Origin of the sequence: Dyadobacter frigoris (assembly GCF_005280585.1) — a bacterium.
Classification (GTDB): Bacteria; Bacteroidota; Bacteroidia; order Cytophagales; family Spirosomataceae; genus Dyadobacter; species Dyadobacter frigoris.
Map to the genome: position 1 here is coordinate 201,886 of NZ_SZVO01000009.1, position 25,537 is coordinate 227,422.

Below are 25,537 nucleotides of genomic sequence, written 5' to 3' on the forward strand. Positions count from 1 at the left end.
GCTAATGATATTTTACAAACCCGGATTTAAAATATTTTTAATTTTGGCATCGTAGCTAAACGGTGTACAGTTAATAAAATCTTGTATATTACTACAAATATGCCTGCCGTAGAATATGTCGCTTTGTAATGGAAATAAGAAGGGTGTTTTTTATTCAATATGTTTTGCGGCACTGCTGCAATTAATAACCTTCATTGTTTTTGCACAAAACAAACCTGTTCACTTCAAAAAGCTTTCCACCGACAATGGTCTTTCAAGCAACAATGTAAATTGTATTTTTCAGGACAAAAAAGGCTTTATTTGGCTTGGTACCAGAAATGGACTGAACAGATATGACGGCAGCAAGGTGATCACTTATAGAAATAACGAAAAGGATCCGTTCAGCCTGACCAATAATTATGTGACGGGTATTGTCGAGGATAATGCAGGCGATATCTGGATTGCGACGGTCGGAGGCGGATTGAATATGTTCGACAGAAGCAAAAGCAGATTTTACGCTTACAAGCATATTGCAAAAAATCATAAAAGTATTATTACGAACTACATCAGCCGATTAGAAACCGATAAAAACGGGAAGCTCTGGCTGGCTACTTCGGAAGGATTGGATTTATTCGATCCGGTCACCAAGTCTGTCACGGCGCATTTCAGAAATGATCCGGCCAATCAGAAAAGCATCAGTGACAATAATGTTTATACCGTTTTTTGCGACCGTGAAAATAATATTTGGGCCGGCACTGCTCATGGGTTGAACTTTCTGGACCGAAAAACCAATAGTTTTAAAAGATTTGTTTCTGATCAAGATAAATTTTCCCTGTCTGGAAATGATGTAAGATGTATTTTCCAGGATAGTCTGGGCAGGATATGGGTTGGGACATTTGGTGAAGGCTTGAATCTTTACAAACCCGGTGAAAATACTTTTACACATTTCAAAAATGATCCTGCCAACCCTGCATCGCTGTCTAATAACAACATTACCAGTATCAGACAGATTAGGGAAAATTTATATATAGGTACTGAAAATGGCGGACTCAATATTCTCAATATGAATAAATGGAGCTTTACTTCCTACGTTCATGACGATATTGATCAAAGCAGCGTTTCGTCAAATTCAGTTGACTACATTTATAAAGACCGGCAAAATAATCTTTGGCTTGGGATATATAGCGGAGGAGCCAATGTTTTTGTTAACAGTAATAATTTTGAACACTACGAACATAATACCTTACCTGGGAGTCTTTCCCATAATTTTGTTCTTTGTTTTTTTGAAGATGCAGACAAAAATTTCTGGATAGGAACAGACGGAGGCGGTTTGAATTTGTATGATCGAAAAGCTGAAAAATTTATGGCTTACAAACATACGCAGGCATCGAAAAGTATCAGCGGGAATTACATTCTGGCAATTGTGGAAGATAGCCGGCAAAAACTCTGGATTGGTACCTGGGGAGATGGTGTGAGTATTTTTGAGAGAAAACCGGAAAATTTACGACTATAAAACACGATAAAACCCGGGCAAACAGTTTACGCAATAACAATGTATATACTATTGCGATTACCCCGGACAAAAAAATGTGGTTTAGTACTTATGGTGATGGGATTGATTCCTATGATCCGGAAACAAAACAATTTGAACATCATTTTAATGATCCCCTGGTTCCTGGAAGTCTTTGTAATAATATTGTAAATTCGTTGTTGACAGACCATTCAGGAAGACTTTGGATCGGTACGGAAGATGGAAAACTTAGTCTGTACGATCCGGAATCCGGAAAATTCATTGCCAAAAATGTTTCCGATAAACAGGTAACAGACAATCCTATAATTTCTATTTCTCAGGATCATCATGGTATTTTATGGCTTGCTACCGTCAAGGGCCTGATTCGCTATGATCCTGAAACAGAGCAGCACAAAAGATATACAACGGAAGATGGTCTGATCAATAATCTGACGCAGGCCGTAGTCGAGGACAACCAGGGGATGATTTGGATCAGTACTGCCGCCGGACTTTCGATGTTTGATCCGGTACGAAAAAAGTTTAAGCGTTACTCTGCCGGATATGGTTTACAGGCAAACGAGTTCAAACAGAAATCCGGTTATAAGGATTCCAATGGCAATTTGTATTTCGGAGGTGTAAATGGTTTTAACAAATTTGACCCGCGCCTGTTAATTCCGGGAGAACATAGATTTCCGATTGTATTGACAAATTTAAAAATCTTCAATAAAAATATTAAAGTAAGTTCGGATGGCAGCACCCCGCTTGAAAAGGATATTTCAGAGACTTCTTCCATCACACTTTCACATGATCAGTCATTTATTTCTCTGGAATTTACGGCGCTGGATTATACGTTTTCAGGAGAGAAATATGCTTACATCCTGGAAGGATTTGACAAAGAATGGAACTACGTAGGATCGAATAATTCGGCTGTTTACACAAACCTGCCACCGGGGAATTATACATTTAAAGTCAAGGCCCAAAACTTTTCAGGAAGCTGGACCGAAGGCACTAATCATTTATCCCTAACCATTACACCGCCTTTCTGGACAATCTGGTGGTTTCAGATTTTGTGTCTTCTACTTTTGGCCTGGCTGGTTTACGCCATTTACAGGTATCGTGTCAATGCCATTATAGCCCAAAAGGCAGATTTAGAAAAGCTTGTGGAGCAACGAACTATCGTAGTACAAAAGCAGGCGGAAGAATTGTATGAGCAGTCTGAGCATCTTCAATCTTTAAATGAAGAATTGCAGGCCCAGTCAGAGGAGTTAAGGTCCCAAACCGACGAGCTGTTTATTCAGCGTGAACAGGAACAATCTGCCCGGGAAGAAGCGGAACGGGCTAATCAGGCTAAAAGTATATTTCTGGCGACAATGAGCCATGAAATAAGAACGCCTATGAACGGCGTTATTGGAATGACCGCGTTATTATCTGAAACGGAATTAACCCGGGAACAAAGAGATTATACCAGGACAATTGCTACCAGCGGAGAAGCTTTGTTAAATGTGATCGATGATATTCTTGATTATTCCAAAATTGAATCAGGTAATATTGATCTTGAAAAACAAGAGTTTGACCTGCGTGTGGTTATGGAAGAAATTATGGATCTTTTTGCCGTGCAGGCTTCCAAAAAGAATATTGATCTGCTATATTTTATAGAAGATGCTCTGCCGGATTATATCATCGGCGATAGTTCAAGATTAAAACAAATACTGACTAATCTGATCAATAATGCAATAAAATTCACAACGGAGGGAGAGGTTTTTGTTCATGTGCAGAAGCTTGTAGAAAGTTCTGACTATGGATTAAATGTCGGATTTTCCGTGAAAGATAGCGGAATTGGAATCCGGCCGGATCAGCTCCCAAATCTTTTCAAAGCATTCTCTCAGGTCGATTCCTCCATAAACCGCAAATACGGAGGGACTGGGCTTGGGCTTGTGATTTGTGAGCGTCTGGTCAAAATTATGGGCGGTGAGATTGTGGTCGATAGTGTTTTTGGGCAAGGCTCTGTTTTTTCTTTTAACATACAAACCCAGACCGGACAAAGGTCTGATGAGAAAGTTATGGAGACTGTTAAAATAACAGAGGTTTCAGGTAAAAGGATATTGCTTGTTGCTGGCAGCGAGACAAATCAGGCAATTTTTAAAAAATATCTTGACGGATTTAAACTGATCACGAGTGTAGCTTTTTCAGAGCGTGAGGCCCTTGAAATGGTGAATGAAAACAAACTTATTGAACTGGTTATTACGCAAATGAAATTGACCGGATCCGATGGATTAAGTCTGGCTCAGCTGTTGAAAAACAATGGAAATGCAAAACCTGTTATTTTACTTCATGCTGCCGGAGATGATACAGCGTTTAAGTTTCCAGAATTATTTGTTGGGAGTTTGACCATGCCTGTTAAAAAATCAGCCTTGTTAAACGCCATTCACAGGGCTTTGACAGATCATAAAAACATGAGTTTAAATCTTGTATCAGACGTAAAAATTCTTGATAACCATTTTTCAGAACAATTCCCCCTCAAAATTCTTGTCGCAGAGGATAACCTTGTCAATCAGAAGTTTATACAATATGTTCTGCAAAAGCTGGGTTATCAAATTGTAATGGCTGACAATGGTATTGAAGTTTTGAAGAAGCTGTCGGAAACGGTTTATGATGTCATTTTAATGGATATTCAAATGCCGGAAATGGATGGCTTTGAAGCGACCAGAATGATCAGGAAGGAATTTGGTCCCAAACCTTATATCATTGCATTAACGGCTAATGCGATGCAGGAGGATAGAAATAACTGTTTACTAGCCGGGATGAATGACTATGTTGCGAAACCTATAAAACTGGAAGTAATTAAAGAAGTCCTGAGAAAGGCTTATAAAATTATCTCGCAGTAAAATCAATTTGAAATGTCATTTGATAAAAATATGTGTAAAATAAAATTGGTTTGCATCGCGCTGCTTGTGGTAATTTTCAAAGGCTATGCGCAGCCACAAACACCGGTTGTTACGCCTCAGTGGAGGCCGCAATATCATTTCAGTGCACCGGCCAACTGGATCAATGACCCTAATGGCTTGTTGTATCTTCATGGTGAATATCATCTTTACTATCAGTACAATCCCTTTGAGAATCAATGGGGCCACATGAGTTGGGGCCATGCGACTAGTAAGGATCTGGTTCATTGGAAAAATCTGCCGGTGGCCATTCCCGAATTGATTACAAAGGATACCACAACGATGATATTTTCGGGGTCTGCGGTTTGGGACAAAAATAATACAAGCGGACTTGGAAAAGGCGATGGACCCGTTGTCGCTTTTTATACCGGACATTTGCCGAAACAAAAAAAACAGGCCCAGTATATGGCTTTCAGCAATGACCGGGGAGCAACGTATACCAATTATCACAAAAATCCGGTCATCGATATCAATTATGAAGATTTTAGGGATCCGGGCGTTTTTTGGCATGAAAGCAGCGAACAATGGGTCATGGTTGTATCACTGGTAAAAGATATGGAGGTACGTTTTTACGGCTCAAAAGATCTGAAAAAATGGGAGCATCTCAGCGATTTTGGTAAGCAGGGGTGGACTAAAAATGACTGGGAATGTCCCTTTATTGTGCCGCTCGCTGTGGATGGGAATCCGAAAAATACTAAATGGGTGATGATGATTTCATCGGGAGGGCCAAGAGGTCCGTTGATCCAGTATTTTATTGGAGATTTTGATGGAAGGACCTTCAAAAATGATAATACCGCAGATGTCGTTCTTACCAGTGATTATGGTGATTCTTTTTACGCGGCTATTCCCTGGAACAATGCGCCTGACAATAAAAAAATTCTTTTGGGCTGGCTACAGCCGGGAAGAAAGGAAACTTTTCCCTGGAAAGGACAAATGTCAATTCCCCGTGATTTGTCTCTAAAAACTACTCCGGAAGGTATCAGACTTGTTCAATCTGTTTCTTCAGTTATTAGCAATAACCTGGAAACACTGTCATCTGGCAGGCATATCAGCAAAAATCTGACGGTTGATGCGAGGGAAATCCGGCTTGATGAGTCAAAACGGTTTAATACAAACAGTAACTGGATTGAGGCTGATTTTTTTGTTGGACAAACCGGTAAGTGTGGTTTTAAAATCGCTCAGTTACGGGATGCTTCTGGTAAAGTTATTAAAGAAATTGAAATAGGATATGATGCCAAAAGCAGTGAGCTTTATGTTGATTGCTCAAAAACCGAAAAGGGAATAAAAGACGACCGTAATCTGCTTCAGAAAGCTTCGATGAAACCTGAAAACGGCAAAATCGAGATTCGGGTTCTTTTGGATAAATCTTCCCTGGAAGTATTTGGTAATGGCGGTGAGAAAGTGATCACGACTATGATTTTTCCGGATGAAAAAGCAAGTGGAATGTCAATATTTTCACAAGCTAAAAATATGTCGGTCGAAGATCTTAATGTGTGGGATTTGAGTAAAAAATAGAAGCTGAAATAGAAATTTACAGCACCTTGATACCTGCTTTTTTATAGGGTTCAAATATTTTATTTTGAGAATCCATTTCGGTAATTACGTAATCCAGCGATTGAACAGGACAGACCCGGTAGGGCTCAAATGTTTCGAGTTTGTCAAAAGTACTAAGTGCGATGGCCATGGAAGAATGTTCAAGCATCGTTTTTTTGAGCTCGGCTTCCTGCATATAAATGGCGGTAACACCTTTTTGCATATCCAAAGCGCATACACCCATAAAGTAAAGATCGGCCTGGAAATTTTCAGCCATTTTAATAGCCTGATACCCCACAATCGTTTCTGATTCTTTTAAATAATGCCCTCCTAAAACAATCAGTTCAATGCCGCTATAAGCCGAAAGGGCAGGTATGATCGCTGTATTGTTGGTAATGACAGTCAGTTTAATATCAGTAGAAAGCAGTGATACCAGCGTGTAAACAGAAGTCCCGCCGTCCATAAATATGGTTTGCCCCGATTTGATCAAAGTCTGTGCTTTCAGGGCAATGATTTCCTTATCGTCCTGTAAATGGCCAATACGTTCCTTGAATGAAAGTGGATTATGGGAGCGGGGAATAGCACCGCCTCGGATTTTTAATAACAATCCGTTGTCGGCCAGCATGTCAATATCACGTCGGATGGTATCTTCGGATACATTCAAATCGCTGCTCAGCTCACTGAATCCGACTTCACTATTGTTTCGCAGTTTTTCAAGAATGAAATTAAACCGTTTTTCTCGTACCATGTTAAAAAATGTTTTTGCAATATTATGCAAATTTGCATAATATTGCAAAATATCTCACCCAAAACAAAAATGAAAAACGTAGAAATTACTAATGATAAAAGAACCAAAGCGGCCAGAAAAGCCAGTTTGTTGATTTTCCTGGTTTGCGGGATTGGGCTTTCCAGTTGGGCTCCGATGGTTCCTTTTGCAAAAATAAATCTTGGACTTGACGATGCAGCGCTGGGACTGGTGTTGCTTTCACTGGGCGCGGGTGCAATATTGACGATGCCTTTCACCGGTTTTTTTATAAATAAATTTGGAAGCAGAAAAGTGATGCTTGTGGCCGCGGTCATGATTGCAATAGTGCTTCCGCTGCTTCTTTTAACAAACTCTGCCTGGCAGCTGGCAGCAGTGCTTTTTATTTTCGGAGCGGCAATCGGCTCGATTGATGTAGCCATGAATTCCCATGCGGTTTTAGTTCAGGATAAATACGGCAGACATATCATGTCCTCTTTTCATGGTATGTTCAGTCTGGGTGGTCTTGCAGGCTCTATCGGACTTGGTTTTCTGATTAAAATGGGCCTTTCGCCTTCCCTGGCTGCGGTTAGTATATCAGTCATGTTGGTGGTTATTGCGGGTAGTCAATACCAATATCTTTTTGCCAAAGCCGAAGAAAAAAGCGTGGACTCGTTTTCGTTCAGCTTGCCCACCGGACCGGTTGTAGCGCTGGGATTAATGTGTTTTGTTTTCTTTCTGGCCGAGGGCGCGTTACTGGACTGGAGTGCTGTTTTTCTTCAATTCAACAGAAATTTTGAGCCGTCCATGGCGGGGTTAGGATATGCTGTTTTCTCTGTTTCAATGGCTGTGATGCGTCTGACGGGCGATAAAATTATTCATAAAATCGGATCGTCAAAAGTGGTTTTGTATGGCGCACTGGTAGCATCGGCGGGTTATTTTATAGCCGTTTTGATCCCCTGGCCTGGCGCAGCGTTAATAGGTTTTGCGTTGGTAGGACTGGGAGCAGCCAACGTAGTTCCTGTTTTTTTTACGGCTGCCGGAAATATTCCCGGAATCGCCGCATCCGTTTCTTTGCCTGCGGTGACCACACTGGGTTATATGGGACAATTGGCAGGGCCAGCCATGATCGGATTTATTGCCGATGCTTTTTCTCTTCCTATTGCGCTGGGATTTGTTGGGGTTTTGCTATTGATCTGTGCTTTTACCTATAAGGAAAATAAATAAAACACGCATTTACGGCAGATTTTAAAGCGCGGTATGTTAAAGATACATTTTTCAAAAAGTTGAGGACACAATCTAAGTTAGCTATCAAGAAATAGCGTAATCTTCGGATATTAAGGAAGTTTTACACATAATAAATCGCTGGTGTCAGAATGGATTTTCTAAATACTTTGACCTAATTGCATCATGATCATAGCTACCTATAATGTCAATGGCGTCAACGGCCGTTTGCCGGTGCTGCTGCGCTGGCTTCAGGAAAAGCAACCTGATGTTGTTTGTTTACAGGAACTGAAAGCGCCGCAGGAAAAGTTTCCTGAAAAGGAAATAAATGATGCGGGTTATCACGCAGTCTGGCATGGACAAAAGAGCTGGAATGGTGTCGCCATTCTTTCCCGTGGCTCTGAACCTCAGGAAGTACGCAGATCTTTACCCGGCAATGACGAGGATGATCAAAGCCGTTATATTGAAGCGATCGTCGACGGAATTTTGATTGGTTGTCTTTATCTTCCAAACGGAAATCCTTCTCCCGGACCAAAGTTTGATTATAAATTAAGTTGGTTTGATCGTCTGCATAAGCACGCAGATTATCTTCTTAAAGAAAATGTTCCTGTTGTTTTGGCGGGAGATTATAATGCGATCCCAACCGGATTTGATGTTTACAAACCTGAACGCTGGGTTGACGATGCACTTTTCAGGCCGGAAACCAGAGCAGCCTATAAGTCACTTGTGGATCAGGGATGGACGGATGCGCTTAGGCACCTTTACCCAGATGAAGTTATTTATACTTTTTGGGATTATTTCAGAAAGGCTTACGATCGAAACGCAGGGCTTCGGATTGATCATTTTCTTTTAAGTCCGCTGGTTTTGGAACGTTTGGTTGCTGCTGGTGTTGATAAGGAGGTTCGTGGCTGGGAAAAAACCAGTGACCACGCTCCGGTCTGGATTGAGCTGAACTAAATACAAATCAATCTTATTCGCAATACAATGAAAAATAAATTTGATATACCTCAACTGTTTCTTCGTCTGGCACTTGGTATTGGCTTTTTACTTCCGGTAATGGATCGGTTCGGGTGGCTTGGAGCGGCCGGTTCTAATGGAAATGCCTGGGGAAACTGGGAAAATTTTGTGAGCTATACCAATACGCTTATGCCATTTTTTGACAAATCGATGGCCAATATTATGGCTGGCCTGGCTACTGCCGGAGAAATTGTTTTTGGTATTACGCTAATCATCGGCTTTCGAACAAAACTGGCAGCGACCGGCAGTTTTTTGCTGACACTGTTTTTCGCACTTAGTATGTTTGCTTTTGCCGGTTACAGGGCACCGTTTACGTATTCGGTTTTTGCAGATAGCGCCGCCTCTTTGTTACTTGCATCAGTAACAGTCTACAAATGGAGTATTGATAATTACTTTTTGTCACAAAAATAAATTGAAAGCAGCGGGATTTTCTCATCCCTGTCAAATTTCCTATGACGTTATGAACAAAAAGGTATAATATCCATAAGATATCAAATTTTTAAAAAACGCTGCTCCTGAAATGTTATTCGGGAGCAGTGTTTTTTTTTATATGTATCTGAAAATAAGATATTTGTAATTATAAAAAGTCATCCGAAAAATCAATATTTAATCCGGAAAAATCAAGAGCAGGAAATATTTTCAAAATTTTAAAGTAAAACAAATCCCATGATCGTCTACCATTTTAGAAAGGCAGAAAAGGCGAAAAATGGAAACAAAGAATAATAGCAAAAATTAGTAACTGCCTTTCGGTAATAAGTCAATTTTGAAAAATACATTTTAAATCAATCATCATTTTAAAGTCAAGAACATGAAAAATAACTTTCGTTTCATATTCCCGCGTCTTATTGGCGCCACGTTAGTAGTTGGTCTGGCCGCGTTTGTCATCACAACGTTATTCAAATTAATGTTAGGTCTCGTGCTCATTGGAGGTGTAGTAACCTTGATAAGACGTGCAGCAGGCAGAAATCAAATGATGCCCGCACACATTCGGAATGGCCAGTTTGGAAACAGCGAAGTGATCAATATTGAAGGCGGAAATCCTTGGGCGGCAAAGGCAAATGCAGTGCATACTACTTCAACGATCGTACCAATTAATTAAATAATAAACCAAGGATTGATTCTCTTTTTTGCAAAATTCCTGTCAGGGAATTGAACGGGAAAGTATTGCCCTTTGGAAGTAAAACAAGAACAATTTAATCAGATCAAAAAACTTAAAAATAAAAGCCATGTTTAATCAACAAACAACAGATTCACAGAATCAACAGGGATTTGGCCCGGGACATCACAGATGCGGCGGTCCTTTTAGAAAATTTGCAAACAAATTTGGTGGTAAATCGCCTTGGGACAATGTTTTTAACGGTTCGTTCGGAAACCGGAAGGCTGTAAATATTGAAGAAAAGGAATCGTCCTTTATCATTTCGCTTTACGCTGCCGGACTTGTTAAAAGTAATTTCAAAATATCATTCACTGGCGATGTGCTCAACATTGCATATGCTGCGCCTAAGGAAGATACCGCCAATCAGAGCACATATACTTATCAGGAACATGAACCGGGCTCTTTTGAGCGTTCGTTTCAGTTAAACGGAAAGGTATTAACTGAAAATATAAGTGCTGCTTATACAGATGGTGTGCTGATTATCACGCTGCCAAAAAATCCTGAAACAAACAAACCGGGTCAGGAAATCAATGTGAACTAAAATCCTCTTATCCGTTGAAGGTGTAACTTTATTTGTTGCGCCTTCGACGGATAAATTTATCTGATCATGACAGTCGTATAGAGGTTATGGTTATGACGTCTATCCCACTGCATAGGAGTTATAATGCAGGCTGACTTTCAAGAATCATCAAAAGGTGTAAAAACTATCCTGAAAATAAATTTTTAAATTTATTTTCAGGATAGTTTTCTTATTGTCAGATAGATATACTTATTTTTAAGTTTTTGACAAAAACAAATTAAAATCAATGCAAACGTTTGCAATAATTTTAATGTTGGTTTTAAAGCGATTAGAAAAGGATCTTATTCGTTGAATGAGCCATATGGAAAAACGTCTTTTTTAATCAGATTTAATTTTTGTAAAACTTTAAGAAACGTAAGTTAAACTCATGCAGAATCAAGCTGGAAAAATTAAAGTTGCAATTTTGGGTGTAGGCAATTGTGCAAGTTCACTGGTGCAGGGTGTTGAATATTACACCACATTTTCGGACAAAACATCCGGCCTGATGGCTGATGATATTGGAGGTTACAAGGCAGAAAATATCGAATTTGTTTGTGGCTTTGATGTCGATGAAAGAAAGATCGGGCTTCCGCTGAGTCAGGCTATTTTTGCCAGACCAAATTGTACGATTGTTTTGAATCCTGATATTAAGTCACAGGCTCCGGTTTACCGCTCGCCGGTTATTGATGGTGTTTCTCCGCAAATGGCTGCCTATCCCGCCGAAAACCGTTTTGTAATAAAAGAGGAACTTAAAACAAGTGATATTTTAATTGATCCGGTGAGCTATAACACGGATCTCGTCACCTCACTTCGGAAAGAAATTGTACAGCATTTAAAAGATCATCAGGCTGAGGTACTGATCAATTATCTGCCTGTTGGCTCTCAGCTTGCCACGGAATTTTATGCGGAAATTTGCCTGGAACTGGGTATTTCGCTTGTAAACTGCATTCCTGTTTTTATTGCATCCGATCCTGTGTGGGAGCAAAAATTTATAGACGCCGGAATTCCTATTATCGGTGATGATATGAGGAGTCAGTTTGGTGCCAGCATTGTTTCCCAGATGTTGCAGGAACTGGCATTCGAGCGCGGACATCATGTAAAAGCACACATTCAAAGAAATGTAGGCGGCAACACAGATTTTCTTAATATGGAAGATAAAAACCGTCTTAAATCAAAAAAGATATCGAAGGAAAACGTCATCCGCGCGCAAAATGATATCAGGGGTATTTCCACACATGACAGTTTTCTTCATGCGGGTCCTTCGGAATATATTGCCTATTATGGTGATAACAAGGTTGCTAATTTCCGGTTGGAGCTTGAAGGATTTATGGGAGCACCCGTCATTTTTGATGCGCAGCTATCGGTACAGGATTCTCCCAATTCGGCTGGGGTGGTCATCGATGCGATCCGTTACGTATATGTTGCGCGGGAACTTGGCCTGGTTGGTGCATTAAGAGGTCCATCCGCTTCAACACAAAAAACACCACCACAACAAATGATGTTCAGTGATGCAATTTACGAATGTCATGCTTTGGCCAAACGTGAGTTAACTGCATCAACAAGGAAGCAGATGAAGCAGGCTGCTGTTTTACAGCCTTAAATATTGAAATTGGGAAATGTGATTTTGGGTTGTGTTTGCCGTGCTATTGCCATTTCACTTTTCCGGTTTTGAGAAAGATTAATGCCAGATCGATTTCGGTTTGGCATTAATGCTTTTTAGGTTGGGGGATTTGTCGTGGATTTGATATTTTGTATTCACTCCGGCAAATAATCTCCCAGCAAATTCCAGTCCATACTGTTACCCCAGCCTTGTCCGTGATCGCTGGTGCTTTTAATTTTATACGTTTCACTGATACGGTGCCCGCCGTATGTTAATAATAACAGGATTGCGCCGGGTCTTAAATGTTCACTAGCCCAGGTTAAAGGAGAATCTCCGTTTATGTCTTTTGCTTCTTTATCTGCTCCATGCGCTAATAAATATTGAATTGTTTGTTCATCCGCATAGGCAGCGGCTCTGTGCAACGGCGTTTCTCCTTTGGTCCTCACATCACGCATAAAGGCTCCGGTTTCTATTCCCGGAACAGTTTTGGCATTCACATCTGCACCTTTTTCTACAAGAAGTTTTACCACATAAAAATAATAAGGCCGCCCCGCTTTGGAAAGCGCACTGTGCAACGGCGTTTCATCCGTTTTTTCGACCCGTGCATGTACATCTGCTCCATTATTGATCAGAAAATCACAAACTTTCCAATGCCCAAAAAATGCAGCATGTCCCAACTCCTGATTCACATTTATACTTTCAAGATTTCCTCCGGCTGATAAAATAGCTCTTAGGCCCGTGGTATCATTGTAATAAACCAGCCATTGCAAAGGTTTGATTTGTCCCTCGTGAAGAATTTCCTGCCAATTCGGTTTCTTCATCAACTCAATAATCAGATCCGTTCTCCCATGGCTGATTAATTCCAGGATTTTTTCAACTTCCATAACCGGTAACCGTTAAAAGTAAGGTCAAACAAGTTATTGAAATTTTAAGTCAGTGCCAATAATCAAACTGAAATATTATTTTTGTTTTTTTCAAACTGACTATACATTTCGTTTGTCAATTAGCTGTTATTGAACTGGTTTGGTTAGTTTGTCGAGCTCTTCCAGTTCAGGAGTTTTTGTCCGGATACCATTTTTGGGAACCTTAATCCGAGCGGTCCAGAGAATGGAATTCAGTACAAGCATCCGAAAATTATCATTTTTCCAGTTCGCGTGCGTATGTCCGCCTGTGAAGCCAAAACCGCTTCCCCCGGCTGGTCGTTCGTAGGCCCAGGCAATGATTTGTGGTTCTTTATTTTTCAATACCGCTTCTTTTACAAACTGATTATTGGTATGTGTTCCTTCGGGACGGCTCAGCGTGGAATCGGGTGGGAGGACTTCCAGGATAGGTGTAATGTTTTTCATATCCTTTACAAAACGAATGTGATAATACCACTCGTCCTGGACAGCAAAAGGTTTAACCCCGTTTGTTGTCGGATGGTGAGGCAACTTCTTAACATCCGGTGTCCAGAAAGGATTTACAGACCAGTCCGTTTCAAAATATCCGCCAACAAGATCACGCACTTTATCCGCGTCAGGGCCTTTGGGAATTTCCAGTGTAAAATGAAGCATCACGAGCCCGGTACCCTTATTCATCAGGTTTTCTATTTCAGAAAGATGTGGAATGATGATATGTCCCTGAGCGCCCTCACTAAAAATAACAATGGTACTGGCGTCTTGTAAAGCGTTGGGATTTTTTGGCCAGCCGTTATGAAATACAGCAGTGTCAATGTCTGGCATGGCCTGTTTTAATTTCTGTGCAAGAAAACTAATGCCGCCATTGTACTCGTGTTGCCCCTTGGGATGACTATCAACGCTGGCGATAAAAATCACTTTTTTTCGACTTTCTGATTTGATATTTCGCTGTGAATCCGCAGGGAAGCCTATCATAGTAATAATAAAAATCAGAAAACAAAACAGGTTTTTTGTCAATGTCATGATGCTTGGTTTGGTTCCAAATCAATAGCGCAAAATCCTCTGTCAATGAATGGTAAAAAACCAGACCAAATTCGTATATCTATTAAAATTTTATTAAATCAGTGATATAACCTTCAAATAAATGGCTAAATGCAATGCCGGAAAGCAATGCGTAATTTATCTTTGATTAAACAAATCAATTAAAATATGAAAATCAGACTTACTTTATTATTGCTGACCATATGTGTGGCGTCATGGGCGCAACTTCCCGCAGCTGATGATATCAAAACTTCAAAAGGACCATTGAAAATTCAGCCTCTTAACCACGCTACCCTGGCACTTACCTGGAACGGAAAAACCATTTATGCTGATCCTTACGAAGGAGCAAAAACATTTGAAGGAATTGCAGCACCGGATTTGATTTTAATTACAGATATTCACGGAGATCATTTCGATCCTGCCACACTGGAAGCGCTTGATTTGAGCCATGCGATTCTGGTTGTACCTCAGGCTGTTGCCGATAAAATGTCGGATAAGATAAAATCCAAAGCAGTAGTCATTGGTAATGGACAAACCATCAGCAAGCTGGATATTTCTATCACAGCTATCCCGATGTATAATCTTCCGGAAGCGGCAGATTCTAAACATACCAAAGGAAGAGGTAATGGTTATGTGTTAAAAATAGGTGGTAAAGCCGTATATATCAGCGGTGATACAGCCGGGATTCCTGAAATGAGAAGTTTGAAAAATATTGATATTGCGTTTGTTTGTATGAACCTGCCTTATACGATGGACGTTCCGGAAGCGGCTTCTGCGGTTCTTGATTTCAAACCAAAAATTGTTTATCCATATCACTATCGCGGTGCAAACGGATTGAGCGATACGGAGGCTTTCAAAAAACTGGTTAATGATTCCAATAAATCGATTGATGTACGGTTACGTAACTGGTATTCGAAGAAATAATTTCGAAGAATATTGTTTAATAAATCCCTGGTTTTCACAGTTCGCTGCAAAAACCGGGGATTTGCTTTTTATGTTGGATCATGTCGGTCATAAATCTTTCAAAATCATTCTTAATTCAAAATATTAACTTTGTAATTCAAAGTACTTTTTATAATTTTGATTTGCTGTTTTGACCGAATACTTTTTTGAACTGATAAATGATTGATAAATAATTTCCTCCCGCCGGCATATGAAGTATTTTGTTGAAGAGTCATCCGTTGTAAGGGAAATTTGGGGTAAGGCGGATTCCATACTGTTTATTTTTGCAGGTGCATCTGCCGAATTTGCTTTAAATAAGGCAGTCGACTGGCTTTATTTTACGGGCCGTCTTCCAGCTGATCCGCTGGGAAGGCTTTTTTCTACGGTTGCCTATGCCCGTCAGATTGTTTTTTCTGAGTATAATGCGGCATTAACGGCAATTGATAAAATTACTGCCATTCATCAGGGGGTTGAACAGCAGCGTGGTGCGCAGATACCGGACTGGGCATACAGGGATGTTTTATTTATGCTTATTGATTACTCCATTCGTTCTTTTGAACTTTTGGAACGGAAATTAACAGAATCTGAAAAAGGAGAAGTGTTTCAGACTTTTTTACAAGTAGGGTCAAGAATGAAAATTTCAGGACTTCCCGAAAGTTTTGACGCCTGGAAAATCATGCGTGCGCAACATCTCAGGGATGATCTTTTAAAGGGCGATTTTACATTGGATTTATACAAACAATATAAAAAACATCTTGGTATTTTCAGGTATTATATGTTGATTCAGGTCCAGGTATTGGTAGTACCGCATCGTGTAAATCGACTTTTATCACTTGGTAAAATACCGTGGCTGCTTCCTATCATCGGCGGTTATAAATTGACACGATTAATGGGTTTTGAAAAATTGATCCGCAACGCCATACTTCCCGTTGATTACAAAGCCCAGGTTATCGCTTTGGACGAAGTCTGAAAAAATTGACTTACGGTTACAACTAAATTTTACCTTAACAGCGGAAAGCAACTCACGCAGTGGCCGGAAAACCTAAGTTCAGAATCAGCTGTCCGCGTGGGTGATCTGGCTGAAAAACTCTATGGGGAATTTGTCAGTATTCGTAGTAAAAGTCAGTACGCGTCAAAATTTGAGCGTATTTTACTAGCGACCAAGGATTTATCTTTGTCATATGATCCTTTGATGGCAAGATCACCACAATGGTATTTTGCATATTCGGTTGGAGCGGATGTACATGAAATGGTAAAAATAAATTTTCTGGGAGGAAAGGTAAGTTACATCATCGTAGAACGATATAAGTAATAAAAGTCCGTTTTGTCAAAAAGTTTCCCTGATATTCCTGAATCAGAATTCATGCTGATCCGGATTTCAAGGAAACTTTTTCATTTTTTTGGGGCTGACAAGTGCCAGTCATGTTAACGATTTTCTAACTGTTCTTCCTGTTGCTTTTTAAATAGCCGCGTATTGCTGATCCGTTACGGGCTCCAGCCAGTTGACAATCCCTTTTTCGGTATTAATACCAATAGCTATGTGAATCATAACGGCTTCCGGCGAAGCGCCGTGCCAGTGTTTGATTCCGGGCAATACATTGATCACTCCGCCGGTTTCTATTTTTTGAATGGGAAAACCTTCTTGCTGATAGTAGCAGGTTCCTTCCTTCACGATCAGAATCTGGTTGCTTGGGTGGGTGTGCCAGTTATTTCTGGTACCGGCCTCAAAAAACACATCGCTGATCACGCAGTTTGTATTTTCATCCGGCACCACCAGACTTTTTAGCCAGGCTTTTCCGCTAAAATAATCCGCTGGAACTGGTTTATATCCTTTCGCGGCCATTTGATTATCTTTCTCGTTCTCCATCTTTCTAAGTTTTTTGCGACTAAGGTAGCACAATAACCTTTTTTGGGTTTTTCTGGCGCTATTTTATTTGAATTTTGAAGCAGCAAAAGTACTTCAAATGTTATATTTGGGGTTAATAATTTTCAAATAATAAAGTAATGATATCAAATAGGTTGTGGCTGGATGTCCGTTTTTAAATTATGAATATTAATAATTGCCTTGATTATTCGTTGTTTTCAAGGTACTGATTTCAATAATTTACGGTTCTGAAACGATACCCAAAGTATTATAGAAGTTGTAGAAATTTCTAAGTGCAGACTTAAACTAAGCAGTTTGCGAAGAATACAAAGCACAAGGAAATTATCAAAAAATTGTCACGTTTAAGAGAAGTATAGAACACTTAATTGTAAAGTAGACAGGTAAAAATGATGTCCTAAGCAAAATCAAAATGCCCTCCCAGCAAAGCCTCGGGGTGTTAAAATAAATTAAACAAACACGGCATCAATCGTGTACGGTATGGCCTTTTCTTTATTCGGACCGTTAAAAAAAACAGTCTTTTTTTAAAAAATGCGTAGTGTTCAAAGAACACTACGCACCACCGACGAAATTGTCAAAAAAAATCAACCTTACCTAAAAATCCGTAGAAACCGTTACCTCCCTATTCGCCTCAATTCCATCCCGCAGCATCTGTATTTTATAATTGGCAAATTGCAGTGCGTCAGATCCCAGCAACAGCCGAAGTGGTGGCTCGCTTAATTGCGATGTGCTGATGATGACCTCGGCTACTTTTTGTGGATCACCGATCTGCGTTCCCGGAACTTCTTCTGTGTGTTTACGTTTTTCTTCCTGGATTGCAGTATAGTCCGCAATTGGGTTTTGTGGATGAGCGATTGAGCCGCTTTTTAAGAAATTGGTACGCACGTAACCTGGTTCAATAATAGTGACGTTTATACCAAACGGTTTAACCTCCTGAGCCAAGGCTTCGGATAATCCTTCCACCGCGAATTTGCTGCCACAATAAAGTCCCCAGCCAGCACCGGCAATCAGGCCGAAAACGGTGGATAAATTGAAGATATGGCCGGATTTTGCAGCCCGCATATGTGGGAGCACGGCGCGGGTAACATTTAATAATCCGAATACATTTACATCGAAAATCGCCTGCGTTTCCTTGGCCGAAGTTTCTTCAATTCCGCCAATTAAACCATATCCTGCATTGTTAACCAAAAAATCAATGGATTTGAAATGTTCAATAGCGGAGTCTACGGCTTTACCAATGCTTTCTTCATTTGCAAGTTCAACTTGTAACGGTAAAAATTGCGAAGAATAACTCCCAACGGCACTTTTAACCGTTTCCAGATTACGGCCTGTTACCACTACATTGTGACCGTTTGCTAATAATTGTTGCACCAATAAAAGGCCAATTCCCTGTGAACCACCTGTAACGAACCATGTTTTCTTTTGACTTTCCATTTTCCTTGTACGTTTAAGATTTGTAATACAAAGGAACTTCCCGCGGCCAGATAAGCGCTTGTCCAAATCATAGGGATACTTGCGATTTTCAACTATTTACTTGTGAAAGGACGCTTTTTCTGAAAATGGAGGGAGAAATGTGCTCTTTCTTTTTGAAAAAGGAAGTAAAAGCAGCGTGTCCTGAAAATCCCAGCCCGTTGCTAATATTGCTAATATCCCAGTCCGTCTGTAAAAGCAATGTCTTGGCTTCATACATCAGTCGTTCCTGAATATGTTCTCTTAGCGTTTTGCCGGTGTGCTCTTTAACCAGGGAATTCAGGTAATTGGGGTGCACATGGAGTTGTCCCGCAAATTCAGCGGCTGTCTTAAGTTTTACAGAAACATCCTGTCCATGAACCTGAAAGGAAGATTCAAGCAGTGACAAAAAACCGTGGATATAGCCATAACTTTCAGGTACAGCAGCATCAGCCAGGATTTTACCGGCCCGCTGCGCTTCCAGAAGTATCATTTGCAGATGCAGAAGTATGGCCTGTTTTTTATCATCATTCGTACTTTTTTCTTCCTCTACAATTGATTTGAAATGCTGATTGACCATTGCTGACTGGTTTGCCGACAATTGAATAACTGCTTTTGAAGCTTTGAAATAGGGATACATTCGCAATGATTGCAGGATATGGTCGGCATCGCGTTCAAAGTATTTGGGATGAATAAGGCAAAAGTGCCCGCCTGTTTCTTCGGAGGTTGTCTGCCAGGACATGATTTCGTCCGGATGTAAAAATGCAATATCACCCGGACCGAGAGTATATTGATGCAACCCGACAGTAAGTACTCCTGTTCCCGCTGTCATATGAAATATCTTGAAAAACTGCCTGCGGTTAGGAGAAATGTAGTCAACCACAGGATAATTTTCCCTGTTCTCTATACTGAAATAGTTTGCATCGAGCGGGTAGTGCTGTACTTTTAGAAAAGGGACTTTGTAATTTACCCTGGCAAATGACTCTAATGCGAAACGTGGGATATCTGGCTTTTCCATATTGGAAGTTACAAGATTTCGGTTAAATAAGTTTCTGTCTTTAGTTGTGATAATGAAATGTTATATCGTCAACCTTGATAATTTCTTCTTTGTCGCAATTGTTTATCTATTTTTGTAAAACAAATGGTTTGAATATATTAATCATGATTCATGAAAAAACCGGAATCTGTAAGCGAATATTTTGGCGACAAATTACCTAATGCCGGAAGCAGGTTTAATATTTACGAATGTGACGACTTCCGGGCGAAACCCGTACCTTATAACCGCAGGGACTTTTATAAGATAACGCTTCAATTTGGAACAAGCCGCCTGGAATATGCGGATAAGGGTATACTGATCGATAAGCCTGCGCTGTTGTTCACAAATCCGCGAATCCCTTATTCCTGGGAACCGATATCAGAAGAACAAAAAGGATATTTTGTATTGTTCACAGAAGAATTCCTGCAAGATACGAATTCTGATTTTGCGATTGAAAATTCTCCTCTGTTCAGGCTGGGAGCGGATCCTGTTTATTATGTAAGCCCTGAACAGGTAACTTACATCTTGCAGATCTTCCAAAATATGCACAAAGAATTTCATTCCGATTATGTCCATAAATTTGAGTTGCTACGTAATCATTTGAATGTGCTTATGCATGAAGCCATAAAAATGCAGCCGGTAACAAATTATTTGGAAAATCAGAACGCGTCAACACGGATTTCTTCTCTTTTTCTGGAATTGCTCGACAGACAGTTTCCTGTGGACCTTCAAAGGCCTTTAACACTACGAGCGCCGAACCAATATGCGGAGTTATTATCCGTTCATGTTAATCACCTCAATCGTGCTTTGAAAGAAGTAACAGGCAAAACCACAACGGAGCATCTAAATGGACGTATTGTTCTGGAAGCAAAGGCTTTAATCGTTCATACCGACTGGAATATCGCCGAGATTTCGCATAGTCTTGGTTATGAATATCCTACCTACTTTAATAACTTTTTCAAAAAACAAACCGGCAGCAGTCCGACCTTGCTTCGGGAGCAAAATGCCTGATTTTTATTTGGAAGCAGTAGTTTTCCGCCTGCTAAATTGTTTGCTTAACTTAATGAGATTGCGTATGAATTAATTGTCGGACTATTTGTTTGAATGTCGTAATGATCTGTTTGAATATCATTAACTCTCCATCTGTTTCCTGCAGTAAGTTTGTATCGTTATCAGTTCTCGATCTGAGTCATTAGGATAATCGGGGATCTGGATTTAATAGCTCTCAAACTAAACAGAAAATAATAATATGAATAAGCAAAAAGTTTGGCTTATCACAGGCGCCGGGCGTGGGATGGGCCTTGACATCGCAAAAGTTGCTATGGCTGCCGGTCATAAAGTAGTGGCTACCGGGCGTAATACTGAAAAATTGGAACAAGCACTGGGAGCGTCTGAAAATTTGTTGATCGTAAAACTTGATGTTACCAATTCTGATGATGCGGAAGCAGTCGTTAAAGCTGCGGTTGAGCGTTTTGGAGCCGTTGATGTACTGGTCAATAATGCGGCAAGTTTTTATGCAGGCTACTTTGAAGAGCTGACAATGGACCAGATTCAAAAGCAGTTTGCCGTTAGTGTGTTTGGGCCTATGAAGGTTACGCGGGCTGTTCTGCCACTTATGCGCAAACAGCGTTCGGGGCAAATTATTACGATCTCATCAAGTGCCGGCCTGGTAGGTTTTGAGTTTTGTACTGCCTACGCAGCTTCGAAATTTGGTATTGAAGGCTGGATGGACGCTTTAAAATCAGAGGTCGAGCCGTTTGGTATTCACACGATTCTTGTCAATCCCGGTTTCTTCCGTACCGAGCTTCTTACAGAAGAGTCGACAACCTATGCTAAACCAGTCATAGTCGATTATAATGAACGCAGAACACAGCAGATGCAATTTTGGAATGGCGCAGATGGCCAGCAGACCGGAGATCCCGTCAAGCTTGCCGAAGCTCTGATGATCATCTCAAATCATGAAAATCCACCGCATCGCTTTATTGCAGGTGCAGATGCCATCGGCATCGCCGAACAGCAAGTTGTAGAAAGGCAGAAAGAGATTGATGCCTATCGTGAGCTGTCAACTTCGCTGTCATACGAATCATGACAGTCAGTAGATCTCCAATCTGGCATTCTAAAATAGTAAACTTTTCCAATCAAGTAATCTGATTGGAAGTGGTCCTTAAAACAAAGAAAATCGGCCTTTAAAACAAAACCCTCCATACCTGATCCGCCTACTTTTGTTCCAAACAATAATACATAAATCATGGAACAAAAAACAAGTTTAGACAATTATAACGGGACCTTGCAAAAGCCAATAGGTTCAGGTTTTACGGCTACTTCAACCACGGCGGATGTCATTAAAGGAATTGATCTTAGCGGAAAAATCGCAGTTGTAACCGGCGGATATGCAGGAATAGGTTTGGAAACAGTAAAGACTTTTGTGGAAGCAGGGGCAAAGGTTCTTGTGCCCGCCCGTGATGTTAACAAAGCCGCAAAAAACCTGGAAGGGATTCGCAATGTGATCATTGAAAAAATGGATTTGATGGATACTGCATCCATTGACGCTTTTGCAGAAAAAGTCCTCGGTGCCAATCATTCACTGGATATTCTGGTTAATAACGCCGGTATCATGTGGGTACCTTTGCAACGTGATGCACGAGGCTATGAATCTCAGTTAGCCACAAATCACCTGGGTCATTTCCAGCTTACCGCCCGGCTTTGGCCTGCCCTTAAGAAAGCAGTTGGCGCAAGGGTGATAGTAGTGTCTTCTTTTGGTCATCAAATGGCCTCGTTTAATTTTGAAGATCCCAATTTTGAACACCGCGAGTATGAAACCTTATTAGGTTATGGTCAATCCAAAACGGCAAATAATTTGTTTGCAGTAGAACTGGACCGTCGTGGAAAAGGGGCAGGCGTTCGAGCCTTTTCACTTCATCCGGGATCTGTTAACGGGACTGATTTGGGGCGGGTTGCCCCCATGGATTTATTTCAGCAAATGGGAACGCATGATGCAGAAGGTAATTTATATCCTGATGTGGCCAGGAAGTTAAAGACTATTTCACAAGGTGCAGCTACAACCGTTTGGTGTGCAACGAGCCCACAGCTAAATAATCTGGGCGGAATATATTGTGAAAATGCAGAGGTAGCAGAACTGGATCTTGAAAACATTGACCATAATTATAACGATCCGTCAACACTTCGCGGGGTGAAACCTTATTCCATCGATGCTGAAAACGCAAAAAGATTGTGGACATTGAGTGAGGAGCTGACGGGGATATCGTTTCAGGCAAATTAGAAATTTGTCAATTAATATCGAATTCTAACTAAAAAAAGGCAGGGTTTACACGCTGCCTTTTTTGGAATGTTGATGCCGGTACTATTTGTTTTACAGACCGGTTATCCCGAGTTTTGTTTTGTAACTATGGCTTTAAAAATCGTGGCGCATCAGGCATACTATATTCACCCGGACTTAAAGCTATCGAGCTTTGATACTAAGTTTTACAAAGCCGATGTGCTTTTTGAGCAACACTTGCTGGTATGGTTTATTTCAGGAGAAACCAAGATTGTGCACGGGGATCATGTGCATTGGTTTGGAGCCGGGGATATTTTGCTGTTTCCGCGGAATCAGCTGGTGACGGTCATTAATTATCCCAAAGACGGTTTGCCTCATCAATCGGCAGTTATGCATCTTTCCAAAAACCGGTTAACTGATTTTTATGCCAAAAATAAGGTTGACGTCAAGCAGATGCAGCCTCCAAAATTTCACACTTTCGGCCAGCATCCGCTGCTGAAAAGTTGTCTTGCCTCCTTAATTCCTTATTTTGAGCTGAATGAATCGTTGCCGGATGTTATTGCTTCCATCAAAATAGAGGAAGCAATAACGATTCTCCGAACCATTGATCCCGATATCGATCATTTGCTGGCAAATTTTGACGAGCCGGGAAAAATAAGTCTTGTCGATTTTATGGAGCAGAATTATATGTTCAATATGCCGATGGATAAATTCGGTTATCTGACTGGGCGCAGCCTGACTACGTTCAAGCGTGACTTCAAAAAGGTTTTTCGGACTACGCCACAAAAATGGCTTATGGAAAAGCGGTTAGAACTGGCGCATTACCAGATCCGCGAAAAGAACCGCAAACCTTCAGATGTTTATCTTGAAGCCGGATTTGAAAATCTTTCCCATTTTGGCTATGCCTTTCGAAAACGTTACGGTTACGCTCCAACCGGAATTACGGGTTGAAATTTTACTAACTTCTGACGGTCAGATTTGGCTCCTTGCCGATTATTCAATCGGCAGTTAATTTTTCTTTTTTAATTGAAATGATACATAAAGTTGAGCTTGACAAAAGTTAGGACAACAGCTTTTTGTAAGTCAGTAAATCTTTTTTTCGCAGGTCGGCCAGTATATAATTCTTCATTTTTTTTGAAATAGCTTCTAAATATAAGCTCCGGGTAAAGGTAAATTTTTTAGCAGTGAAAATCACTTTTAGTCCAATGTGAAACCGGTTAATAATGGTCGGGGCAGTTGAGTGCCTGAAAATTTAAAAGGTTATGCAAACATAGTATTACAAGATATCAATCTGAAATCAACTTAGTGGATTAAACGGTAATATATTTGTACAATATCTGTAAGTGATGAGCCGGATAGAAAAGCCCTTAGGAACATTTTAAGCTGAATATACTTTTATGTTGCTCATTATAAGGTGTCTGATCTCAGGATAAATGCGGTATTTTCTCTTAAGATAAATTGTTTTTTACGGTCCTTTTCACTGGTAGCATATTGACATATTACTCTAAATGTATATTACATCTATCGAAATAAAGGATAAAAGATTTGATCTTGCCGAGGGTGTTGGTTCGGATGCAACACACACCACGCCGCAATATGCGTATGCTGTTTGTTGTCTTAATACAGACGCGCAGACGACAGGTATAGGCTTGGCATTTACATTGGGTGCCGGAAATGATTTGGTCTGTAAAGCCATTGAATATCTTTCAGTTGGGTTGGTCGGACGGGAAATCGAAGAGCTCATGTCCGATTTTGGAACAGTCTATCGCGGTATGGTCGATTCGCCCTCATTCCGGTGGCTTGGCCCGCACAAGGGTGTGGTTCAGCTTGCATTGGCGGCCGTTGTGAATGCCTGTTACGATCTGTGGGCTAAATCCCGTCAGGTACCGCTTTGGAAATTGCTTTTGGATCTAACGCCCGAGCAACTTGTCAATACATTAGATCTGAGTTATCTGGAAGAAGTGCTTACCAGAGAACAAGCTATAGCGCTGCTAACAGACAACCTGTCTACCCGTAATTCCAGGAAGGATGTTTTGATAACGGGTTACAAAGGATATGACACTTCCGTAGGATGGTTTAATTTTTCGGATGAGAAAATAGTCGAAAATACGAAGAAAGCGATTAGTAATGGTTTCACTGCTTTAAAGCTGAAAGTCGGTTCTGACGATCCTTTACGGGATATTCGCCGGGCTTTGCTGATACGGAAAACGGCCGGTGATGAGGCTACCATTATGGTCGATGCCAACCAGAAATGGAATGTTCCGCAGGCTTTGGATATATGCAAACGGCTTGGCGAAATAAATCCTTTCTGGATTGAAGAACCAACGCACCCGGATGATGTTTTTGGCCACCAAACCATTGCCAGAACCATTGCGCCTTTGAAAGTTGCAGCCGGAGAACATATCCCTAATAAAATAATTTTTAAAAACTTTCTTCAGGCAAAAGCAATGGATTTTTGTCAGGTTGATGCCGTAAGGGTAGGAGGTATTTCCGAGTTTCTTACAATCAGTCTGCTCTCTAAAAGTATGGGGATTCCGGTGGTTCCGCACGTTGGTGATATGGGTCAGATTCACCAGCATCTGGTGCTTTTTAATCACATTGGAATGAATCATGAGCATTTATTTTTGGAACATATCCCTCATTTAAAACAGTATTTTGACAATCCGGCAGAGATTGTTGATGCTTATTACCAGATACCACAAACGCCAGGCAGCAGCAGCGATCTGAAAGATTAAAATAATCAAAAAAAGAG

23 protein-coding genes are annotated in these 25,537 nt (G+C 40.6%); 17 read left to right on the forward strand and 6 right to left on the reverse strand.

What is annotated here, in order from left to right:
* Window positions 1–115 precede the first annotated feature (115 nt).
* The 3 genes from FDK13_RS19715 to FDK13_RS19725 are packed head-to-tail and all read left to right on the forward strand — an operon-like array spanning window position 116 to window position 5,946.
* Complete coding sequence (locus tag FDK13_RS19715; protein WP_137341724.1) at window positions 116–1,492, forward strand: ligand-binding sensor domain-containing protein; 1,377 nt, start codon at window positions 116–118, stop codon at window positions 1,490–1,492.
* On the forward strand, window positions 1,489–4,374 hold the full coding sequence (locus FDK13_RS19720; protein WP_262711823.1) for a hybrid sensor histidine kinase/response regulator: 2,886 nt from the start codon (window positions 1,489–1,491) through the stop codon (window positions 4,372–4,374). Before FDK13_RS19715 ends, FDK13_RS19720 begins: the two co-directional genes overlap by 4 nt.
* 12 nt (window positions 4,375–4,386) lie before the next feature.
* Window positions 4,387–5,946 carry a glycoside hydrolase family 32 protein gene (locus FDK13_RS19725; protein WP_220417390.1) on the forward strand — a complete coding sequence of 520 codons (1,560 nt, stop codon included), beginning with the start codon at window positions 4,387–4,389 and terminating at the stop codon, window positions 5,944–5,946.
* A gap of 16 nt (window positions 5,947–5,962) precedes the next feature.
* Here the strand turns inward: FDK13_RS19725 and FDK13_RS19730 are convergent, their stop codons facing one another.
* Complete coding sequence (locus FDK13_RS19730; protein WP_137341726.1) at window positions 5,963–6,712, reverse strand: DeoR/GlpR family DNA-binding transcription regulator; 750 nt, start codon at window positions 6,710–6,712, stop codon at window positions 5,963–5,965.
* A gap of 69 nt (window positions 6,713–6,781) precedes the next feature.
* On the opposite strand from FDK13_RS19730, the gene FDK13_RS19735 reads away from it, so the two are divergent.
* The 6 genes from FDK13_RS19735 (at window position 6,782) to FDK13_RS19760 (ending at window position 12,262) form a co-directional block, all read left to right on the forward strand.
* Window positions 6,782–7,933 (forward strand): MFS transporter, encoded by a 1,152-nt coding sequence (locus tag FDK13_RS19735; protein WP_220417391.1) that lies wholly within the window; start codon window positions 6,782–6,784, stop codon window positions 7,931–7,933.
* A gap of 183 nt (window positions 7,934–8,116) precedes the next feature.
* Window positions 8,117–8,887 (forward strand): exodeoxyribonuclease III, encoded by a 771-nt coding sequence (gene xth, locus FDK13_RS19740; RefSeq protein ID WP_137341728.1) that lies wholly within the window; start codon window positions 8,117–8,119, stop codon window positions 8,885–8,887.
* 27 nt (window positions 8,888–8,914) lie between these two features.
* The gene (locus FDK13_RS19745) at window positions 8,915–9,358 is read left to right on the forward strand and encodes a DoxX family membrane protein (RefSeq protein WP_137341729.1); all 444 of its coding nucleotides are present in this window, start codon (window positions 8,915–8,917) and stop codon (window positions 9,356–9,358) included.
* 397 nt (window positions 9,359–9,755) lie between these two features.
* The gene (locus FDK13_RS19750; protein WP_137341730.1) at window positions 9,756–10,046 is read left to right on the forward strand and encodes a hypothetical protein; all 291 of its coding nucleotides are present in this window, start codon (window positions 9,756–9,758) and stop codon (window positions 10,044–10,046) included.
* A 127-nt stretch (window positions 10,047–10,173) separates the two neighbouring features.
* Window positions 10,174–10,644, forward strand: coding sequence for an Hsp20/alpha crystallin family protein (locus FDK13_RS19755; protein ID WP_137341731.1), 471 nt, complete (start codon window positions 10,174–10,176; stop codon window positions 10,642–10,644).
* A gap of 406 nt (window positions 10,645–11,050) precedes the next feature.
* The gene (locus FDK13_RS19760) at window positions 11,051–12,262 is read left to right on the forward strand and encodes an inositol-3-phosphate synthase (protein ID WP_137341732.1); all 1,212 of its coding nucleotides are present in this window, start codon (window positions 11,051–11,053) and stop codon (window positions 12,260–12,262) included.
* 155 nt (window positions 12,263–12,417) lie between these two features.
* Here FDK13_RS19760 and FDK13_RS19765 read toward each other — a convergent pair whose 3' ends face one another.
* The gene (locus FDK13_RS19765; RefSeq protein WP_137341733.1) at window positions 12,418–13,146 is read right to left on the reverse strand and encodes an ankyrin repeat domain-containing protein; all 729 of its coding nucleotides are present in this window, start codon (window positions 13,144–13,146) and stop codon (window positions 12,418–12,420) included.
* 126 nt (window positions 13,147–13,272) lie between these two features.
* Window positions 13,273–14,181: a ThuA domain-containing protein gene (locus tag FDK13_RS19770; protein WP_137341734.1), complete on the reverse strand. Its 909-nt coding sequence runs from the start codon at window positions 14,179–14,181 to the stop codon at window positions 13,273–13,275.
* Between the two features lie 186 nt (window positions 14,182–14,367).
* Between FDK13_RS19770 and FDK13_RS19775 the strand changes: the two genes are divergently transcribed.
* The 3 genes from FDK13_RS19775 to FDK13_RS19785 all read left to right on the forward strand — a co-directional run bounded on the left by FDK13_RS19775 (window position 14,368) and on the right by FDK13_RS19785 (window position 16,453).
* A complete protein-coding gene (locus FDK13_RS19775) occupies window positions 14,368–15,123 on the forward strand; it encodes an MBL fold metallo-hydrolase (RefSeq protein WP_137341735.1) in 756 nt (251 codons plus the stop codon).
* Window positions 15,124–15,352: 229 nt separating this feature from the next.
* Window positions 15,353–16,111, forward strand: coding sequence for an oxygenase MpaB family protein (locus tag FDK13_RS19780; protein WP_137341736.1), 759 nt, complete (start codon window positions 15,353–15,355; stop codon window positions 16,109–16,111).
* Window positions 16,112–16,207: 96 nt separating this feature from the next.
* Window positions 16,208–16,453: a hypothetical protein gene (locus FDK13_RS19785; protein ID WP_137341737.1), complete on the forward strand. Its 246-nt coding sequence runs from the start codon at window positions 16,208–16,210 to the stop codon at window positions 16,451–16,453.
* Window positions 16,454–16,600: 147 nt separating this feature from the next.
* On the opposite strand, the gene FDK13_RS19790 is transcribed toward FDK13_RS19785, so the two are convergent.
* The 3 genes from FDK13_RS19790 to FDK13_RS19800 all read right to left on the reverse strand — a co-directional run bounded on the left by FDK13_RS19790 (window position 16,601) and on the right by FDK13_RS19800 (window position 19,490).
* Complete coding sequence (locus FDK13_RS19790; RefSeq protein WP_137341738.1) at window positions 16,601–17,008, reverse strand: cupin domain-containing protein; 408 nt, start codon at window positions 17,006–17,008, stop codon at window positions 16,601–16,603.
* A gap of 609 nt (window positions 17,009–17,617) precedes the next feature.
* Entirely contained in the window at window positions 17,618–18,457 is an 840-nt protein-coding gene (locus tag FDK13_RS19795; protein WP_137341739.1) for an oxidoreductase, read from the reverse strand.
* An 88-nt stretch (window positions 18,458–18,545) separates the two neighbouring features.
* A complete protein-coding gene (locus tag FDK13_RS19800; RefSeq protein ID WP_137341740.1) occupies window positions 18,546–19,490 on the reverse strand; it encodes a helix-turn-helix domain-containing protein in 945 nt (314 codons plus the stop codon).
* 150 nt (window positions 19,491–19,640) lie between these two features.
* Between FDK13_RS19800 and FDK13_RS19805 the strand changes: the two genes are divergently transcribed.
* The 5 genes from FDK13_RS19805 (at window position 19,641) to FDK13_RS19825 (ending at window position 25,520) form a co-directional block, all read left to right on the forward strand.
* Window positions 19,641–20,519 carry a helix-turn-helix domain-containing protein gene (locus FDK13_RS19805; protein ID WP_137341741.1) on the forward strand — a complete coding sequence of 293 codons (879 nt, stop codon included), beginning with the start codon at window positions 19,641–19,643 and terminating at the stop codon, window positions 20,517–20,519.
* Between the two features lie 238 nt (window positions 20,520–20,757).
* A complete protein-coding gene (locus FDK13_RS19810) occupies window positions 20,758–21,597 on the forward strand; it encodes an SDR family oxidoreductase (RefSeq protein WP_137341742.1) in 840 nt (279 codons plus the stop codon).
* 159 nt (window positions 21,598–21,756) lie between these two features.
* Complete coding sequence (locus FDK13_RS19815) at window positions 21,757–22,788, forward strand: SDR family NAD(P)-dependent oxidoreductase (RefSeq protein WP_137341743.1); 1,032 nt, start codon at window positions 21,757–21,759, stop codon at window positions 22,786–22,788.
* Window positions 22,789–22,914: 126 nt separating this feature from the next.
* On the forward strand, window positions 22,915–23,736 hold the full coding sequence (locus tag FDK13_RS19820; RefSeq protein WP_229216121.1) for a helix-turn-helix domain-containing protein: 822 nt from the start codon (window positions 22,915–22,917) through the stop codon (window positions 23,734–23,736).
* A 557-nt stretch (window positions 23,737–24,293) separates the two neighbouring features.
* Window positions 24,294–25,520, forward strand: a complete 1,227-nt coding sequence (locus FDK13_RS19825) for an enolase C-terminal domain-like protein (RefSeq protein ID WP_137341744.1) — start codon at window positions 24,294–24,296, stop codon at window positions 25,518–25,520.
* Window positions 25,521–25,537 lie beyond the last annotated feature (17 nt).